The 17,878-nt window shown below is 68.1% G+C and carries 16 protein-coding genes; 7 read left to right on the plus strand and 9 right to left on the minus strand.

Annotated elements, in window-relative coordinates; translation table 11 throughout:
- The first annotated feature begins 526 nt into the window (after nucleotides 1-526).
- Genes P1K31_RS17565 through P1K31_RS17575 form a run of 3 tightly spaced genes read left to right on the plus strand, consistent with a single transcriptional unit; the run spans nucleotide 527 to nucleotide 2,352 of the window.
- The gene (locus tag P1K31_RS17565) at nucleotides 527-1,699 is read left to right on the plus strand and encodes a YeeE/YedE family protein (RefSeq protein ID WP_276306611.1); all 1,173 of its coding nucleotides are present in this window, start codon (nucleotides 527-529) and stop codon (nucleotides 1,697-1,699) included.
- A 36-nt stretch (nucleotides 1,700-1,735) separates the two neighbouring features.
- Nucleotides 1,736-2,029: a sulfurtransferase TusA family protein gene (locus P1K31_RS17570; RefSeq protein ID WP_276306612.1), complete on the plus strand. Its 294-nt coding sequence runs from the start codon at nucleotides 1,736-1,738 to the stop codon at nucleotides 2,027-2,029.
- The gene (locus P1K31_RS17575; protein WP_276306613.1) at nucleotides 2,029-2,352 is read left to right on the plus strand and encodes a rhodanese-like domain-containing protein; all 324 of its coding nucleotides are present in this window, start codon (nucleotides 2,029-2,031) and stop codon (nucleotides 2,350-2,352) included. The genes P1K31_RS17570 and P1K31_RS17575 overlap by 1 nt, the downstream gene beginning before the upstream one ends.
- 167 nt (nucleotides 2,353-2,519) lie before the next feature.
- Here P1K31_RS17575 and P1K31_RS17580 read toward each other — a convergent pair whose 3' ends face one another.
- The 6 genes from P1K31_RS17580 to P1K31_RS17605 form a co-directional block, all read right to left on the minus strand.
- Nucleotides 2,520-2,849 (minus strand): DUF5789 family protein, encoded by a 330-nt coding sequence (locus tag P1K31_RS17580; protein ID WP_276306614.1) that lies wholly within the window; start codon nucleotides 2,847-2,849, stop codon nucleotides 2,520-2,522.
- Nucleotides 2,850-3,176: 327 nt separating this feature from the next.
- Entirely contained in the window at nucleotides 3,177-4,916 is a 1,740-nt protein-coding gene (locus P1K31_RS17585) for a hydantoinase B/oxoprolinase family protein (RefSeq protein ID WP_276306615.1), read from the minus strand.
- Nucleotides 4,909-6,966, minus strand: coding sequence for a hydantoinase/oxoprolinase family protein (locus tag P1K31_RS17590; protein WP_276306616.1), 2,058 nt, complete (start codon nucleotides 6,964-6,966; stop codon nucleotides 4,909-4,911). Before P1K31_RS17590 ends, P1K31_RS17585 begins: the two co-directional genes overlap by 8 nt.
- Nucleotides 6,967-7,045: 79 nt before the next feature.
- The gene (locus tag P1K31_RS17595) at nucleotides 7,046-8,587 is read right to left on the minus strand and encodes a sodium:solute symporter family protein (RefSeq protein ID WP_276306617.1); all 1,542 of its coding nucleotides are present in this window, start codon (nucleotides 8,585-8,587) and stop codon (nucleotides 7,046-7,048) included.
- Nucleotides 8,587-8,889, minus strand: coding sequence for a hypothetical protein (locus P1K31_RS17600; protein WP_276306618.1), 303 nt, complete (start codon nucleotides 8,887-8,889; stop codon nucleotides 8,587-8,589). The genes P1K31_RS17595 and P1K31_RS17600 overlap by 1 nt, the downstream gene beginning before the upstream one ends.
- A gap of 587 nt (nucleotides 8,890-9,476) precedes the next feature.
- Nucleotides 9,477-10,913, minus strand: coding sequence for an FAD-dependent oxidoreductase (locus P1K31_RS17605; RefSeq protein WP_276306619.1), 1,437 nt, complete (start codon nucleotides 10,911-10,913; stop codon nucleotides 9,477-9,479).
- A gap of 125 nt (nucleotides 10,914-11,038) precedes the next feature.
- Between P1K31_RS17605 and P1K31_RS17610 the strand changes: the two genes are divergently transcribed.
- The 3 genes from P1K31_RS17610 (at nucleotide 11,039) to P1K31_RS17620 (ending at nucleotide 13,556) form a co-directional block, all read left to right on the plus strand.
- Nucleotides 11,039-11,758: an NAD(P)H-hydrate epimerase gene (locus P1K31_RS17610; protein ID WP_276306620.1), complete on the plus strand. Its 720-nt coding sequence runs from the start codon at nucleotides 11,039-11,041 to the stop codon at nucleotides 11,756-11,758.
- Nucleotides 11,759-11,845: 87 nt separating this feature from the next.
- A complete protein-coding gene (locus P1K31_RS17615) occupies nucleotides 11,846-12,553 on the plus strand; it encodes a bacterio-opsin activator domain-containing protein (RefSeq protein WP_276306621.1) in 708 nt (235 codons plus the stop codon).
- Nucleotides 12,554-12,713: 160 nt separating this feature from the next.
- Nucleotides 12,714-13,556, plus strand: a complete 843-nt coding sequence (locus P1K31_RS17620; protein WP_276306622.1) for an alpha/beta fold hydrolase — start codon at nucleotides 12,714-12,716, stop codon at nucleotides 13,554-13,556.
- Nucleotides 13,557-13,908: 352 nt separating this feature from the next.
- Here P1K31_RS17620 and P1K31_RS17625 read toward each other — a convergent pair whose 3' ends face one another.
- The 3 genes from P1K31_RS17625 to P1K31_RS17635 form a co-directional block, all read right to left on the minus strand.
- On the minus strand, nucleotides 13,909-14,406 hold the full coding sequence (locus tag P1K31_RS17625; RefSeq protein ID WP_276306623.1) for a histidine kinase: 498 nt from the start codon (nucleotides 14,404-14,406) through the stop codon (nucleotides 13,909-13,911).
- A 254-nt stretch (nucleotides 14,407-14,660) separates the two neighbouring features.
- A complete protein-coding gene (locus P1K31_RS17630; RefSeq protein ID WP_276306624.1) occupies nucleotides 14,661-15,035 on the minus strand; it encodes a winged helix-turn-helix transcriptional regulator in 375 nt (124 codons plus the stop codon).
- Between the two features lie 725 nt (nucleotides 15,036-15,760).
- Entirely contained in the window at nucleotides 15,761-16,270 is a 510-nt protein-coding gene (locus tag P1K31_RS17635) for a macro domain-containing protein (protein ID WP_276306625.1), read from the minus strand.
- Between the two features lie 158 nt (nucleotides 16,271-16,428).
- On the opposite strand from P1K31_RS17635, the gene P1K31_RS17640 reads away from it, so the two are divergent.
- Nucleotides 16,429-17,739 (plus strand): dicarboxylate/amino acid:cation symporter, encoded by a 1,311-nt coding sequence (locus P1K31_RS17640; protein ID WP_276306626.1) that lies wholly within the window; start codon nucleotides 16,429-16,431, stop codon nucleotides 17,737-17,739.
- Nucleotides 17,740-17,878: the final 139 nt, after the last annotated feature.

A 17,878-nucleotide genomic window follows, 5' to 3' on the forward strand; every position in this document is an offset into this window, starting at 1 on the left:
ATTGTGAGTTCGATATAGCGCGCTATACGGAGGGATCCGCATAGGCCCCTTTCAGAACGGATGTCCGAGAAGCAGTAGCCGAGTTACGAGATAGTGTTAAAGGAATTACTGGTCAGCAAACCTGAGTCGAGCCGTTCGATGTCGCTACCGAAGCAGCGTTTTTCGGCACTCATCTGCTGGTAGCGATCTCCGCCTCCGGTCATATCACTAAACACACTAATTCTTCGGCGTGCTCTCTATGACGTTTCAAGCTCTAAAGTACGTGCTCGTTTCTATGGTTTGTTCTATCTCGCTGAGATCGGTCGGTAAATATGATATGGATTGGTGATAAATACGGTGGGCTATCATATAATGGGTCCTCCAGCAAATACTGCTGGCACCTACGAGGGGCGAAATAGCGATTGTTCGCCGTGATGACCCTTCACACGTTGAATTCTTCCGCTCTCGAAAACACGGCACGTTCTGAGTCAGGGCAGGTACTCCCGGTTCGAGATCGGTTAAACCGTACAATAACGTAGCGTTGGACGTGATTCCGACAGTGCTCGTCGCGGCGGTCGTCGGACTAAGCCTCGGAGCGTTCCTGCAGAAGGGACGATTCTGTTTCGTGAACGCTTTCCGGGACTTTTTCGCGTACAAGGACTCCCGCGTCACCAAGGGCGTCCTCGCTGCGACGCTGCTCACCATGGTCTTTTGGGGTATCGCGTATCAACTCGGCTACTATCGGGGCTTCTGGACGCCCGGATGGGGCCTGACCGGGCTCGTCGGCGGCTTCATCTTCGGCGTGGGGATGACCTACGCCGGCGGCTGCGCCAGCGGAACGCTCTACCGAGCCGGCGAGGGCTACCTGCAGTTCTGGCTCACGCTCCTGTTCATGGGCGTCGGCTACGCGGCCTTCACCGTCGCGTTCCCGACGCTCCAAGCCACCTATTTCGAGCCGCTCACGATTGGCGAGGGCGTTAGCCTGTTCACCGTTTCGCCCATCCCGGCCGGGCTCCTGGCGTTGCTGATCGCGGCTATCGGCGTGCTCGTCTACGCGACGCTGATCGGACGGACGGGGCACGACGCCGACCTCAGTGGGGGAACACCAGTGGCGTCGGTGTGGATCACAGTGTTTCCCGCGTCAATCGCGGGGCTCCGGCAGTTCGCACACGGTACGAGGGAGTACTTCCGAGGACTCCTACGAGCGTGGCGTGAGCCGGTCGCGTCGAGTAAGCGTCCGTGGGATCCGCGGACCGCCGCCCTCGGGATCACCGCCGCCGCCGTCCTCTGGTTCACGCAGGTGTCCATCGTCGGCATCACCGGCCCCGAGGCCCGGTGGACGGGGTACCTACTGTCGCAGATCGGCGTGGACGCGGCCTCCTTCGAGTACTGGGGCTCCGTTCTCTTCCAGGGGCAGGGCGTCAGCGTCACCGTCGACATGGTGATGATCGGCTTCGTCATCGTCGGCGCGTTCCTCGCCGCCCTCTGGAGCGGTGATTTCTCGGTGCGCGTGCCGAAGCGTCGGCGCGTCCCGAACGCCGTTTTCGGCGGCTTCCTCATGGGAGCCGGGTCGCGACTCGCCCCGGGGTGTAACATCGGGAACATCTACTCGGGTATCGCGGAACTCTCGATCCACTCGTTCATCGCGGCGGCCGGAATCGTCATCGGCGTCTACGTGATGACCCACTGGATCTACCGCGAGGTCGGCTGTGCCATCTGAACTGTGCGCCAACCAACTACACACGAATACACCACGATGCCATCCATCGACGACGTCATCGACGCACCGGACGAACTGAGCGACGAAGAAGCTGAACGACTCTTGAACGAGGCCGATCTCGTCCAGGACATGATGGGCGAGGTCTGTCCGTATCCCCAGATCGAGGCGAAAAAGGGGTTACAGGGCCTCGAATTGGGAGATCTCCTCGTTCAGGAGACCGATCACGTCCCCTGTACCGAGAACGTGCCCAAGGCCGTCGGCGACGACGCCGAGGCGCGAGTGTGGCGTAGTGGCGACGGAACCTATCACATCTATCTCCGTAAACAGTGATGACCCAGGAAGTACCACCGGAGACGGTACGTGAACGGATCGAACGGGGCGACGAGTTCGATCTCATCGATATCCGCGATCGAGAGGCGTACGCCGAAGGACATCTGCCTGGCGCGGAACACCTCACGATCGAGGCCCTCGAAGAGACGGTCGTCGACCGGGATTGGGCCGACGATGTCATCGTCTACTGTTACATCGGTGAAACGTCCATTCAAGCGGCTCGCCTCGTCGAAAAATACGGTGACACCGAGCGAGTCGCAAGTATGGCAGGTGGATACGACGCCTGGGAACCGGTCCAGCCACCGACGACCGACCGACGTTAGTCACTCGAGATTCTAGCGTGCGTAACATCCTCGCCCGCCGTAAACGGCGGGGCTGCCTGCGCAGTAGGACCCGTTCCCACGGCCTCGAACGGAGGGGCTCTCCCTCGGTACGTGGGTGTCCCGTGGCGCTAGAAGCGCCACGTACGTCGACACGCGAGCATACCTATTCAGAATGACTCGTCGGGTCCTTCCCGGTCTTCTCCAGGGGCAGGCGGCGTTCGATCGCTGTAATATTTCCGCCCGATCGCGGCGTCATCGACCATGGTATACACCGCTTGCCGGACTTCCCCAGCAGAATCGAACTGCATCTCTGCGAAGGGCTCAAGCACGCTTTGGAAGGTCTGTGTACCGTTCGAGCAGCTGAGTTCAGCGTCGCCATAATCTGCGAGTAGTTCCGCCGTCGTAGCCGGGTACTCGTGCGTGGCGAGGTCCTCGGCGAGACTGCCGAAATCGATCCCCTGTTCCCGTGTCCGGTCACTATCGCGTGGTCCTTCCATCGTCGATCCCTCGAATGGTACTCGTCAGGTAGACAGAAACCAATTAGCATCGTCCCCCAGGCATGGTATTCTCGTTCCGTTGAATACAACGACAGGGCGTGGGTGATATTCTCTCCCGTAGCGTCCGTCTCGGCGTAGCGCGTGCACCTCGGTCGTCCCGTCACCCACTGGTCGACGGACTGGGCACACGTGCGAGGGAGGCCGCAGTCGCGTAAGACGATCGCGGGAAGCGGCCGCGGTCTCCATCGGCAGAGGCGGACGCGTCGGTGACCCACCCCCGACCACCCGGTGATCGGACGCGAACGGTCACCGCCCGGTCCGCGGGACTCACTCCTCGCGGTCGTCCGGATCGGAGTCGGCGAGTTCGGCGTCCGACAGCCCGTACTCCGCGCGGGCCGTCTCGGCCGAGACCTTTCCGAGTTCGACGTCGCGACGGACCGCGGCGTGCGCCCGGGCCGTCGGGTCGCCGTACCCGCCGGCGCCCGGCGTCCGGACGCTCACGAGGTCGCCCGGCCCGAGTTCGCGCACGGTCTTCGGCGGTAACCGCTCGCCGTCGGCGTCGTCCGGGCGGTCGAACGGCTCCGCGCCCGCGAACAGGTACGCCGCGCCCCGCTCGCCGTCGGCTCCGCCGACCAGTCCGTAGGGCGCGTGGCGGTGGCGCTCGGCGAGGAAGCTGAACGTCGCGCGGTGATCGCGGACGCCGATGTCGCGGCGCAGTCCGAGTCCGCCGCGGAAGGTGCCGGGGCCGCCGGAGTCCTCGCGGAACTCGTAGCGCGCGACCCGGAGCGGATAGGCCGTCTCGAGCACCTCGACGGGCGTGTTCATCGTGTTCGACATGTGGACGTGGACGCCGTCCATGCCGTCCCTGCCGGCCCGACCGCCGAACCCGCCCCCCTGCGTCTCGTAGAACGCGTACGGCGTGCCGTCGCGCGGATCCGTCCCGCCGAAGGTGACGTTGTTCATCGTGCTCTGACAGCCGGCGAGGACGCGGTCCGGGTCCGCCTCGGCGAACGCGCCGAGGACGACGTCGGTGACGCGCTGGGAGGTCTCGAGGTTGCCGCCGACCACGGCCGCCGGCGGCGCGGCGTTCACGATCGTCCCCTCGGGAGCGCGGATCTCGATCGGGCGATAGCAGCCGTGGTTCGGGGGAATGTCCGGGTCCGTCACGCAGCGCACCACGTAGTAGGTCGCCGACGCCGTCACCGCGAACACGGCGTTCACGGGCCCCGCCGTCTGCGCCGCGGTCCCCTCGAAGTCGACCGTCACGGCGTCGCCCTCGATGGTCACCTCGGCGACGACGGGGAGGTCCCGGTTCCCCCGCCCGTCGTCGTCGAGCACGTCCTCGAAGCGGTACGCGCCGTCGGGGAGCGAACCGAGTTCGGCGCGCATCCGCCGCTCCGAGTAGTCCTTGATCTCCGCGAGCGCCGCCCCCAGCCGCTCGCGCCCGTACCGCTCGACGAGTTTCTCGAACCGACGGCGGCCCGTCTCGTTGGCGGCCTGCTGCGCCCGGAGGTCGCCGCGGCGCTCGTCCGGCGTGCGGACGTTCGCCAGGATCACCTCCATCGCGGTCTCGTTCGCCCGCCCGCCCTCGAAGAGCTTGACCGGGGGGATGCGGATCCCCTCCTGGTAGATCTCCGTCGAGTCCGCGGCGACGCTGCCGGCCCGCGCCCCGCCGACGTCCGCGTGGTGCGCGCGGTTCGCCGCGTAGGCGACCACCTCGTCCGCGACGAACACGGGCGTCACGAGCGTCAGGTCGGGGAGGTGCGCCCCGCCCCGGAACGGATCGTTGAGGAGCACCGAGTCGCCCGGCGCGAGCGTCTCCGGCGGGAACCGCTCGATCGCCGACGCGACCGAGAAGGGCATCGACCCGAGGTGGACGGGCATGTTCTCCGCCTGGCTGATCATCTCGCCGTCGGCGTCGAAGAGGGCGCAGGAACAGTCCCGGCGCTCCTTGATGTTCGGCGAGTAGCCCGTCCGGATGAGGTTGGCGTTCATCTCCTCGCTGATCGCGGTGCAGGCGTTGCGGATGATCTCGAGCGTCACGGGGTCGATCTCGATCTCAGACATCTTCCACCTCCACGACGAGGTTGCCGTCCGCGTCGACGCGGACGCGGTGGGCGGGCGGGACGACGGCGGTACTCTCCGCCCCCTCGACGATCGCTGGGCCGTCGAACGCGCACTCGAGCGGGAGCCTCGACTGATCGTACACGCGCGCCTCGCGGGACTCGCCGTCGAACACCACGTCCCGCGTCTCCCTGAGCGCGTCGTCGAGCGTCCCGTGGACGTCGGTCCCGCCGAGATCTACCGGATCGACGAGACCGCGGGCCCGGAGGCGGAGCGTCACGAGTTCGATCGGCTCCTCGGGGTAGGCGTGGCCGTAGCGCCGCTCGTGTCGCTCGTGGAAGCGCTCGGCGACGGTATCGAGGGTCGCCTCGTCGATCGCCCCGTCGGGGACCGCCACGGCGAGTTCGAACGACTGGCCGAGGTACCGCAGGTCGACCGACCGCTCGAACCGCATGCGGTCCTCGGACAGCGCCTCCCGCGTCAACCGGTCGCGGCCGGCCGCCTCGAACTCCTCGAACGTCTCCCGGAGGGCCGCCGGGTCGACGTCGCCGAGGCGACGGACCCGGGAGGTGCTGTAGTCGTAGAGGACGTCGCTCGTGAGCAACCCGAGCGCCGAGAGGACGCCGGCGGTCCGCGGTACGAGGACTCTGGGGACGTCGAGCTCTCGGGCGAGCTCGCACGCGTGCAGGGGGCCAGCGCCGCCGAAGGCGACGAGGCCGAACTCGCGGGGGTCGTGCCCCCGCTCGATGCTCACCACGCGGAGCGCGCGCTGCATCGTCGCGTTCGCCACGTCGACGATCCCCTGGGCGACCTCCTCCACCGACTGTCCCATCGGGTCGGCGAGGTCGCGTTCGACGATGCGACGGACGTCGTCGGTCTCGACGGCGAGTTCGCCGGAGAGGAAGTCGTCGGGGTTCAACCGCCCGAGCAGCAGCTGCGCGTCGGTGATCGTCGGTCGGTCGCCGCCGCGGCCGTAGCAGATCGGCCCCGGGTCGGCCCCCGCGGACTGCGGCCCGACGCGGAGCGCGCCGCCGGCGTCGAGCCACGCGATCGAGCCGCCGCCGGCGCCGATCGTGTGGATGTCGATCATCGGGACGCTGACGGGGTAGTCGCCGACCGCGACGTCCGTCGCGACGAGCGGCGTTCCCCCCTCGACCAGGGAGACGTCACAGGACGTGCCGCCCATGTCCATCGTGATGACGTCCGAGAGACCGCAGCGCTCGGCGACGGTCGTCGCGCCCTGCACGCCTGCGGCGGGGCCGGAGAGCAGCGTGTTCACCGGGCGCTCGCGCGCGACGCTCGCGTCGATGACGCCGCCGTTCGACTGCATGATCTTCAGGTCGGCGTCGATCCCGGCGGCGTCGACCTCGGTCCCCAGGTTGCCGATGTACCGATCCATCACCGGTTTGAGCGCGGCGTTCAGCGCGGTGATGAGCGTGCGCTCGTACTCGCGTATCTCGGGGAGGACGTCGCTCGAGAGGGACCACGACGCCTGGACGCCGGCCTCGCGCAACCGGTCGCGCACCCGCCGCTCGTGGGCGTCGTTCTCGAACGCGAAGAGCAGGCAGATCGCGACGCTGTCGACGCCCGCCGTCAGGAGCCGTTCCGCGACCGCGTCGACGCTCCCCTCGTCGAGTGCGACGAGGACGTTCCCCCGCTCGTCGAGGCGTTCGACCACCTCGAACCGCCGGTCGCGTTCGACGACCGGCGTCGGCTTCTCCGCCTGGAAGTCGTAGATGTCCGGTCGGGCCTGCCGGCCGATCTCGAGCGCGTCCCGGAAGCCGGCCGTCGTCACGAGCGCCGTCTCCGCCCACTCCTCCTCGAGGACGGCGTTCGTCGCGACGGTCGTGCCGTGTCCCAGGAAGGTGGTCGCCTCGAGGGACACCTCGGCGCGCTCGCGCGTCTTTTCGAGGCCGTTCATCACGCCCTCCTCGGGGGCCGCGGGCGTCGAGGGCGTCTTCGTGACGCGGAGTGTTCCGGCGCTGATCGTGACGATGTCGGTGAACGTCCCTCCGATGTCGACGCCGACGCGGAGCCGGCGCTGGTCCGTCATCGGTCACCCCGCTCGAACGTGAGAGTTGCGCGACGCATGGCGCGAGTGCGCACGGGGGTTACGTATGTGTTTCCGTGCATCAGTCGTCCTCGGTCGCCGGCTCGCGGCTCGGTGCCGATTCCCAGCGGCGGGAGACGGCGTAGTCGATGTACCCCTGGGTTCGCTCGCGCGCGTCCGCGGAGACCCCGCCGACGGCGAGACTGATCCCGACGAACGCGACCGCGTTGACGATGAGCCCGTAGAAGCCGCTCACGAACCCGGGGAAGCCGCCCGGGAGCGTCACGAGCCCGAACTCGAGCGCCGACGTCACGAGCACGCCGAGCGCGAACCCGCCGAGCGCCCCCTCGCGCGACGCGCCGGGCCAGTAGAGCGCGCCGAGGAGGATCGGGAATATCTGCGCCGCGCCGTAGAAGGTGACCGCCGTCAGCAGGATGATGAAGTCGAACTGCTGGATCGCGATCACGTAGGAGATCGCGCCGAGGATCGGGACGAGCACCTGGGCGAAGCGCGTGACGGTCCGCTCGTCCACCTCGTCGCCGGCGAACGGCTGGTACCAGTCGCGGGTGATGAGCGCGGACACCGCGTGCAGCTGCGAGTCCGCGGTGCTCATCGCGGCGGCGACGGCTCCGGCGACGACGATCGAGGCGAACCAGGTGGGCGTGAAGCGATACAGGACGGCGGGGATCGCGGAGTCCGCCTGTTGCAGGTTCGGGAACGCCTCGACCGCGCCCAGTCCGAGGAAGGCGGTCGGCACGTAGAACAGGATCAGGTACGCCGTCCCGAACGCGGCCACCCACTTGAGGACGCGGGGGGAGCGGGCGGAGACGTACCGGAGGAAGATGTGCGGCGTCATCATCACGCCGATGCCGGTCATGATCGCGAACGACACGTAGAACTCGGGCGTGATGACGCCGGCCGGTCCAGGGAGGGAGACGTACGCCGCGAACTCCCTCGTCAGTTCGGTCCAGAAGTCCTGCGGCCCGCGGTACGCGGAGAACACGAAGAACCACCCCGCGATCCACATCGCCCCGAACATGAACACGCCCTGGACGGCGTCCGTCCACGCGACGGCGCGGAGCCCGCCCAGCCAGACGTAGACCACGCCGGCGAGCAGGAACACGGCCGCGCCGAGTTCGAAGCTCACCAGCCCCCGGGTGGCCGTCTCGAAGATGATCCCGCTGCCGATCATCTGGGTCGCGATGTAGGGAAAGGTGAAGACGATCAGCGTGAGGCTCACCAGCTTCCCCAGCAGCGGCGACTCGTAGAAGTCCGCGAGCAGGTCCGAAGGGGTGATGTAGCCGTACTTCTTTCCGAGCAGCCAGACGCGCGACCCGACGACCCAGAGGATGATGCCCGAGATCGCGAGGTAGAACGTCGAGGCGCTGAAGATCCCGATGCCGTTCCCGTAGACGAACCCCCCGATCCCGAGGAAGGCGAAGGCGGAGTGGTACGAGGCGGCGAAGGTAAAGAGGAGGACGACGATCCCGAGTCCGCGACCGGCGGCCATCCAGTCGTCGACGTCGAGCTTACCGACCTGCCAGCCGCGATAGCCGATCGCAAGGATGACCGCGAGGTAGACGCCGATGGTGGCCAGCGCGACCGTCGCCTGGAACGAGACCATCAGCTCCCACCGCCGGTGGTCGCCTCCTCGCCGGCGCTCGGACGGGTCGGGTCGACGCCCTCGGCCGCCCGTAACTCGGGCGGAACCTGGTCCTCCGTGAGCGCGAACGCGTCCCGCCGCGCCGCCCAGACGAGCACGAGGGAGACGAGCAGCCCCCAGACGACGGTCCACAGGTACAGGAGGTTGATGCCGAACACGGTCGTCGGGGAGTCGACGATCGTGATGACCGGGGGGTTCATCGCGATCGTGAACGCGACGAGAAAGCCGACCGTGACCTTGCCGGCAGTGGTCTTTGGTAGCATGAAGCGCAATGAACCGGGGGATCCGCTTAACCCTTTTGTTCAGGTGTTGAGAGAACAAAAAATGTGGGCGAAGTGGAATTATCGCCCGGCTCACCCGACGTTCGAGGGGGTCGGCGGTGACGAGCAATGCGACCGAGCGGTCCCCCGGTCGTCGGCGGGTACAGGCCGGTCCGTACCGCACCCCGCCGAACCGACCTCTCGCCGGAACGAGTACGGGGCCGGGATTCCGGCGTCGGGCGCACCCGTCTTCGCGCCGTTCGGCACCGATGGACTGCTCGGCCACCCACTCCTACGAGGTGACCTGATCGGACCGCGTGAGTGAGGAGGTCAGGGAGAAAAGGGACAGAATCGCGCTCGTACGGCCGGTACCGCCACCTCCCGAGACGCGCTCTCTCACGCTGCTCCCCGGGCACTATTCCGGCCGAATCGGCGGAAGGGAGGCGTAAATATGATCTTTATCGGGATAGTGACGCATCTGTGCAATTCAATTGCTGGCCCTCCATCAATAGATCTATCGAAGAGAGCGCTCGAACGTCGGCGTGGCGACCAATCGCCCGCCCGGTGATGACCGACGGCGGTCGCGGGTGTCACGAGGGAAGCCGCCCGCCGAGCACCTTGGCGGCGACGAGGACGGGGTCCCACACCGGGCTGAACGGCGGCGCGTACGCGAGGTCGAGCCGCTCGACCTGCTCGACGGTCATCTCACCCTCGAGCGCGGTCGCGACGGTGTCGATCCGGACGGCCGCCCGGTCCTCGCCGACGATGCTCCCGCCGAGGAGCCGTCCGGTCCCCCGGTCCGCGACGAGTCTGACCGTGGTGTCGGCCGCACCGGGGTAGTAGCCGGACCGCGAGCCGGCGGTGACGGTCTCCGCGACGGGATCGAACCCCGCCTCGCGCGCCCGGTCGAGGTCCGTGATGCCGACCCGACCGCACTCCAGATCGAACGCCTTGAGGACGGCGGTCCCGGCGACGCCGCCGACCGGGGTCGGGGTTCCGGCGACCGTCTCACCGATGGCCCGCCCGGCGCGGTTCGCGGTGAGACCGAGGGGGACCCACGCGTTCTCGCCCGTCACGACGTGGGGCATCTCGGCGCAGTCGCCGGCCGCGTAGACGCGGTCGACCGAGGTCCGACCGTACTCGTCGACGGCGATCGCCCCCGACTCGCCCAGCTCCACGCCCGTCTCGGCGACGAGTTCGACGTTCGGCCGGATCCCGATCCCGACGAGCGCGGCGTCGACGGCGAGTTCGGTGCCGTCGGAACAGGCGAGCGCGGAGACCCGTCCGCGCTCGCCCCGGAGTTCCGCGACCTCGGTTCCGAGGTGGAGGGTGACGCCCCGCTCTTCGAGGTGCGGCTCTACGCGCTCGGCGACCGCCTCGCCGAACGGCGGGAGGACGTGTTCCGCACGCTGAAAGAGGTGAACGTCGAGGTCCCACGCGGAGAACGCCTCCGCCATCTCGATGCCGACGTAGCCGCCCCCCACGATGGCGACGGTCTCCGGCGGTGCCATCGCTCCGTATCGAGCGACCGCCGCCTCGTCCACGTAGCCGTCGCCGCCGAGTGACTCGACCGAGAACGCGTCCGGCTCGGCGAGGAGCGCCCGCACGTTCGCCGCCGAGTCCAGCCCGTGCAGCGTGAACGCGCCGTCGAGGTCCGTGCCGGGGATCGGCTTCGAGACGGCCCGGCCGCCGGTGGCGACCAGGAGATCCCCGTACGGCTGGTCGAACGCCTCGCCGTCCGGGCCGAGCACCGTGACCGTCCGTTCGTCCGGGGAGATCCCGATCACCTCGTGTTCCCGACGCAGGTCGATCCCGCGGTCCTCGATCTCGTCCGGCGACAGGGAGAGGAGGTCCGTCAACGCCTCCACCTCGCCCTTGACGAAGTACGGCGTCCCGCAGTGGGCGTAGGACACCCAGCGTCCCCTCTCGAAGACGATCACGTCGCGATCCGCGTCCTCTCGCTTGAATTTGCTCGCGGCGCTGAGCCCGGCAGCGTCCCCACCGACGACGACGAACGGTCCTTCCATGCGTACGGTGTACTCACGTAACGGTCACTTGTGTTGTGCGGTGAGGTATCGGCGTCGCACGAGCGTACGGCGTCCCTCGCGACGGGGGCGCTAGCGTTCATGTCGGTGGCCGCCGAACGGAGCGTATGGAGAGAGCCGTGTATCGGACGGCGGGCGGAATGCCCGTGACGGCGGTGACGGCCGACGAGATGCGCGAGGTCGACCGCGTGGCGACCGAGGAGGTCGGCCTCGGGCTGCTCCAGATGATGGAGAACGCGGGCCGGAACCTCGCGTCCGCGGTGCGGGCGACGGGAGCCGACGGGGCGGTCGTCCTGGCCGGCGACGGCGGCAACGGCGGTGGCGGACTCGCCTGCGCGCGACACCTCGCGAACCGGGACGTCGCCGTCGAAGTCGTCCTCGACCGTCCCCCCGCCGCCCTCGACGGGGCCGCCGCGCGCCAGCACCGCGTCGTGGACGCGATGGGCGTCCCCGTGCGGGAGGGGCCCGCCGGACCTCCCGAGACGGACGCCGTCGTCGACGCCGTCATCGGGTACGGTCTCAGTGGCGCGGTCCGCGGCATCGCGCGCGATCTCGTCGAGGCGTGCGGCGGGACCGACGCGCGCGTCGTCTCCCTCGACGTGCCGTCGGGGCTCGACGCGACCACGGGGGAGTCGACCGGTCCCGTCGTCGATCCCGCCGAGGTGATCACGCTCGCCCTCCCGAAGACCGGCCTCCGGGGAGTCGACTGTCCGGTAACGCTCGCCGACATCGGCATCCCCCGAACCGTCTACCGGCGGCTGGACGTCCCGTACGATCCGCCGTTCGACGACGCGTATCTCGTCCCCCTCGAGCGAACGGGGGAGTGACGGCGCGGACGGGGGTCGTACCGTCCCTCGCGGACCCCTTTCTCGGCGACCCCAATCGTTACTACCGGCGCTACCGTCACAGGAGGCATGGAGGCCGGGACGACGCGAACGACCGACCCCCTCGTGGAACTCGAATTCCGGGTGCGCGACCGGAACTGCTTCTTCGTCGAGATGTCCGCTACCCTCGAGTGTCTGGTGCATCTCGAACACTTCGTCAACCGGTCTGACGGGCGATTGTTGGAGTACTTCACGATCGACGGCGTCGCCCCCGACCGGGTGCTCTCGACGGTCGCCGACGCGCCCGCGATCTCCGACGCCAGGCTCGTCAGTCGCGGGGCCGACGGAGGACTCTTCGAGTTCGTCGTCTCGGGTCGGTGCGTCACGACGACTCTGGCGGACGCGGGGGCGATCGCGGGGACGGTCGCCGCGGAGCGCGGGACCGGCCGCGTCGTCGCCGTCGTTCCGCCGCACGCCGAGGTCCGCCGGGTCGCGGAGACGTTCCGCGACCGCCACCCCGACTCCGAACTCGTGGCGCGCCGCGACTCCGACCGCTCGATCCCTGTGCGGACGGAACGCGGGGCGCGGGCGACGCTGGCCGACGATCTCACCGAGAGACAGCGAGAGGTGCTCCGGACGGCGTACCTGAGCGGCTACTTCGCCTGGCCGCGTGCGAGTACGGCCGACGACTGCGCGGACGCGCTCGGCATCGCCCAGCCGACATTCAGTCAGCACATCCGAGCCGCCCAGGAGAGAGTCTTCGGACGGCTGTTCGAGCCGTCCGCGCCGGAGCGGTGAACCGCGTCGCGCCCCACGGCGTCGGTCACCGCGTTGCCCGCGCCCCGCGTTCCGTCCGCGAGGTCGGCCACCGCCGAGCGCCGGTCCACCGCGGCACCTATCCTCATAGGGAGCAGGCGTTTGTCGCCGTGCCACCCATGTGCGGACGAGGTGTCCGACGATGCGAACCTACTCCGAGTGGACGGCGTCACAGGAATCGACGACGGTGGACGTGAACGGGCACGACCTCGAGGTCGCGTACTACGAGGCGGGCGCGGGGAACGGCGACCCGGTCGTGTTCCTGCACGGAATCCCGACGAACTCGTACCTGTGGCGACACGCCGCGCCGGCCGTCGCCGAGGAACGGCACGTGATCGCCCCGGACATGGTCGGCTACGGTAACTCGTCGATGTTCGACGGCTTCGACCGGTCGTTGCGCGCCCAGGAGATCGCGCTCGACGGTCTGCTTGATGACCTCGGCCTCGACGCCGTCTCGCTGGTGGGACACGACCTCGGCGGCGGCGTGTTCCTCCGGTACGCCTGCCACGAACCGGACGCGGTCGAACAGCTCGTCCTGTCGAACTCCGTCGCGTACGACTCCTGGCCGATCCAGACCATCACCGACCTCGGACTCCCGGAGTCCGCGCGCGAGAACAGCCCCGAGGACGTCCAGGGGATGCTCGACGGCCTGTTCCGCCAGACGCTCCGGGGCGACGATCACGACGAGGAGTTCCTCGAGGGGATGAAGGCCCCGTGGGCCTCCGAGGAGGGCGTCACGTCGATCGTGCGTAACGCCGTCGCGACGAACACCAACCACACGACCGAGGTCGATCCGAGCGACGTCACCGCCGACACGCTGTTGCTGTGGGGGACGAACGACGAGTTCCAACCGGTGACGTGGGCGGAGCGCCTCGAGGCGGACATCGAGAACGCCGAACTGGTCGGACTCGACGAAGCCAACCACTGGGTGCCCGAGGACCGACCCGAGGCCTACGTCGAACACCTGACCGACTTCCTCCTCTGAGGCCGCCGCGCTCGTCGATCAGGGTCGGCGGACGAGAAGCGAGGGAGCCGGCACGTCCGAACTCGATCACGGCCCCGGATTCTCCCTCGCCGTCGAGACCTCACAAAACGCGCCGCGAACGGTTTTCCCCCGAGAATCTCTCCTCCGACGGAGATAACAACCGTACGCCTGTAACGAATGGGTGGCCGGGTGAGGACACGTAACCGACTCTCGGCATCCCAGGCGTCGCCTGCCTCGGTCGAACGGTGAGATCGTCAACGGTCAGCCGGCCCGCGTACTCGGACCGCCGGACCGGGTCCGATCCGACGGTCGGGAGTCCGAACCCGTTCCCGCCGCACCGACCGCCGGAGTCTCACTCTCCCGCGACCAGCGCGTACAGCACGGCCACCGGGAGCGCGTAGACGACGTGCCCGACGAGGCTGAGGATCGTTCCGGGGATCGTGACGTTCGGGAACGGGGGAGCCGCGGGGAACCCGACGGCGGACAGCCAGATCGGCATCACGAGCACGGCGAGGACGGCGGTCGTCGCGATCCCGTACCCGACGCCGAGGGCGACGCTTCCGCCGAGTCGACGCGCCGGGGCGCGGAGCGGCGCGAACTGTACGAGCGCCACGTAGACGAGTCCGAGCACGACGCCGTGAAACAGGTGGAGCGCCCACCCGGCGAGAAGCGCCGGCCCCTCGATGCCGTACATCGCCGGGATGACGATCTCGAGGAGCGGCGGCGGCATCACGTACTGCATCATCAGTCCGAACAGGATACTGCCGACGAATCCGCCCGCCGCTCCGGCTATCCACTCGTTCGCGCGAACGGTTCCGAACGCCGGTCCGGTCCTGGTTTCAGCTGCCATGTCGTTAGATGACCTCCAGTAACTCCCTCTACGCCGGCCGTGTTAACTGTAAGCTGAGCGCACGGTAAGTAGGTTACGTCGAGGATACCCCTCGGGAGCACGTCGAGGTCGGTCGAACGCTCCGCAGTCCCGGTGCTGGTCGAACGAGCGACAGGTCCACCGGCGAACCGTAGAGGGTGCGTAGGCCCCCGCCGCGTCGTCGACGGACACGACGCCGCCGACGGCGGGCTACGTCGTCACGAAGGCGACGTCGGCTACCCGATCGACGATTCCTCGTTCTCCACGGGCTTCAGGTACTCCTGTCCCCAATCGCGCATCTCCGTGATGATCGGCCGGAGCGACTCGCCGTGATCGGTGAGCGAGTACTCGACCCGGAAGGGCTTTTCGCTCACGATCGCCCGATCCACCAGCCGCTTGTCCTCCAGGTCCTCGAGCGAGTCCGACAGCACCTTGCTCGAGATCCCGTCGACCTCCTCCTTGAGCGCGTTGAATCCCAGTGGGCCGTTCTTCAGCAACCGGTGGACGATGACCGGATGCCACTTCTTCCCGATCAGCGTCGCGGTGGACGTGATCGGACACCACTCCTTTCCCGCACACCAGACCTCCAACCGGGGTCTCGACTCCTCCATGGCCGTCGTTGAACCCGGATCACCATATAGTTACGTCTGATTACTCAGTTACTGGTGGTAACGATATCGGACGGGTGCGCGCCGTCCCTGGCGCGCCTCGGCGCGTCGATCGGGTGCCCCGGAGCGCAGAGAGGGGCGGCCCGTCGGGGACCCGGGAGATACGCGTGGGATCGCAACGACGCCTTCACTCCCCGTCGTTCTCCCGGCGTCCCACCTCGATCGAGCGCGAACGGTATCACTGGTAGTCGAAGAAGTAGTATAGAAGTATTTACTCGAAATGTTCTCTCTGAGGTGACGCGGTCCATTCGGACGACCCTGTCGAGAGAAAACGGTCGACCGTCCGCCGTGGTCGACGGGACCTGAGAGCGGTGCTTCACCGCGACAATCCCTCCGAACACCGTTTCGGGGCGAGTGACGGGATACTCCGCAGACCGAATCGGACGCCGCGCTCTTCTCGTACGGTCCGCGGTCGTCAGCCGCACTCCCGGGCCGACACGGTCGGAGGCGTTCGACGCGCCGGCTCCGCCGAATCGTGGTCGAAGAGCGCTGACGCCCGACAGCAGTGGGGTTTCGTGGTCGGTTCCGCACCTCGTTCGCGGAACGTGACACCGTCGGCGCAGCGTCGCTCGTCTGGGGTCCAATAGGCGGGTAGTTACTTACAACTCGACAGTCGCTGGCCCGACTAAGCGAGGCCGCGTGCGAGGTTCATCCGGGGAGCAGTCACCTCACGTCGACCGGACGTCCTCGGCGATCCGTGCGAGCGTCTCGTAGTCGGACTGCGAGTAGGCGATCACCCGCACGTCGGTCAACCCAGTCGGCTCGTATCCCCACACTTCTTCACAGACGAGGCGCGCTCCCTCCTCGAAGGAGTGGCCGGCCGCGCCGGTCCCCAGGACCGGCACGACGACCGATTCGCAGCCGAGGTCGTCGGCTCGCTCCAGCGCGTTCCTCGTCGCGTCCCGGATGCTCTCCGCCGTCGCCCGGCCGTCGCCGTAGTGGGGCATCGCCGCCGCGTGAATGACGTACTCCGCGTCCAGGTCGTACGCGTCGGTGACGGCGACCGCGCCGAGGTCGACGGGGCCCTTCGACGTCGCCTCCTCGTTGATCGGCCCGTTCGCGCCCCGCCGCAACGCGCCCGCGACGCCGCTGCCCATTCGCAGGCTCGTCCCCGCGGCGTTTACGAGCGCGTCGGCGCGCTGGTCCGCGATGTCGCCTCGGATGACCGTGAACTCCATACCTCGCCGTACGCGGTCGGCGTACTAAAATCCGGACGACGACCGCAACCACCCCTCGTACGGCGTGGCTCTCGTCGTCGTTCCTGTTCCGAAGTACGTCTTCGGAGTAGTTTTTTATACGATCGAATATCACGATAAGAAATGGTGGTGGATACGCAATGAGTGAACGTTCGATCGTCGGCGCGTGGCGACGGTATCGATCGATCCCGATCGTCTACCGGATCGGGGCGGCGTTCGTCCTCGGTTCGGTCCTGGGGCTCGCGATCGGCGAACCGGCGACCCGACTCCAGCCCCTCGGCGACCTGTTCATCAGGTTGCTGAGCATGATCGTGATCCCCATCGTGGTGTTCACCCTCGTCATGGGGATGCGGCGGTTGAGCCCGGGTCGGCTCGGAGTGGTCGGCGGGCAGGTCGTCGGCCTCTACCTGCTCACCTCCGCGCTCGCGGTCTTCTTCGGCCTCGCGGTCGCGAACCTCTTCGATCCGGGGACGGGACTCACCCTGACCGGGGGAGAGGGGGAGACGGAGAGTCCGCCCGCGCTGCAGGAGGTGCTCCTCGGTGTCGTCCCCGACAACCCGATCGGCGCGATGGCCGAGGGGGAGGTCCTGCCGACCATCTTCTTCGCCGTCGTCTTCGGGTTGGCGCTCGCGATGCTCGCGGAGTCGACGACGAACGAGGACGTCCGCAACGGCGTGCGGACGATCTTCGACGTCTTCGAGGCCGGTGCCGAGGCGATGTTCAAGATCGTGTGGGGCGTGATGGAGTACGGCGTCGTCGGCGTCTTCGCGCTCATGGCCGCGACGTTCGGTGAGGCCGGACCCGACGCCATCTCGACGTTCGCGGTCCTCATCCTCACCCTCCTCCTCGCCGTCGTCCTGCAGATCGTCGTCGTCCACCTCGTGGGGATCGTCTCGCTCGCGGTCGGTCAGTCGCCGATCTCGTTTCTCGCCGGATCGCGGGACGCGCTCGTGACGGCGCTCAGCATTCGGTCGAGCAGCGGGACGCTCCCCGTCACGATGGCCGACGCCGAGGACAACCTCCGCGTGGACGAGAGCGTCTACGGCTTCTCGCTCCCGCTGGGGGCGACGATCAACATGGACGGGACGGCCCTCTACCAGGGTGTCGCCGCCGTCTTCGCCGCGAACCTCGCCGGAGTCCAGCTCGGGTTCGGCGAGCAGCTAACCGTCGTCCTGATCGCGGTCCTCGCGAGCATCGGCACCGCGGGCGTTCCCGGTGCGGGGCTGATCATGCTCACGCTCGTGCTGACCCAGCTCGGACTGCCGCTCGAGGTCGTCGCGTTCGTCGCGGGCGTGGACCCCATCCTCGACCGGCTCCGCACGATGACGAACGTCAGCGGCGACCTCGCCGTCACGACGCTCGTCGCGAAGTGGAACGGCGCGGTCGACTTCACTCGCGGCTCGTGGGTCGGCGACGTCGAACCCACCCCCGAGGCCGCCGCGCAGGACTGAGCGGACACCGCGCACCCTCGCGTACTCGGCTCCGCGGGAGGCGTCCCCGTCGGAGGTTCGGACCGCCGGCTCGGTCCCCGGTCACCGTCAGTCCGAGTCGAACGAGCGGCCGCCACCCATCGCCACGTGGCCGAATCCG

The sequence above is a fragment of the Halomarina halobia genome (assembly GCF_029338575.1).
In the GTDB taxonomy this organism is placed as follows: domain Archaea; phylum Halobacteriota; class Halobacteria; order Halobacteriales; family Haloarculaceae; genus Halomarina; species Halomarina halobia.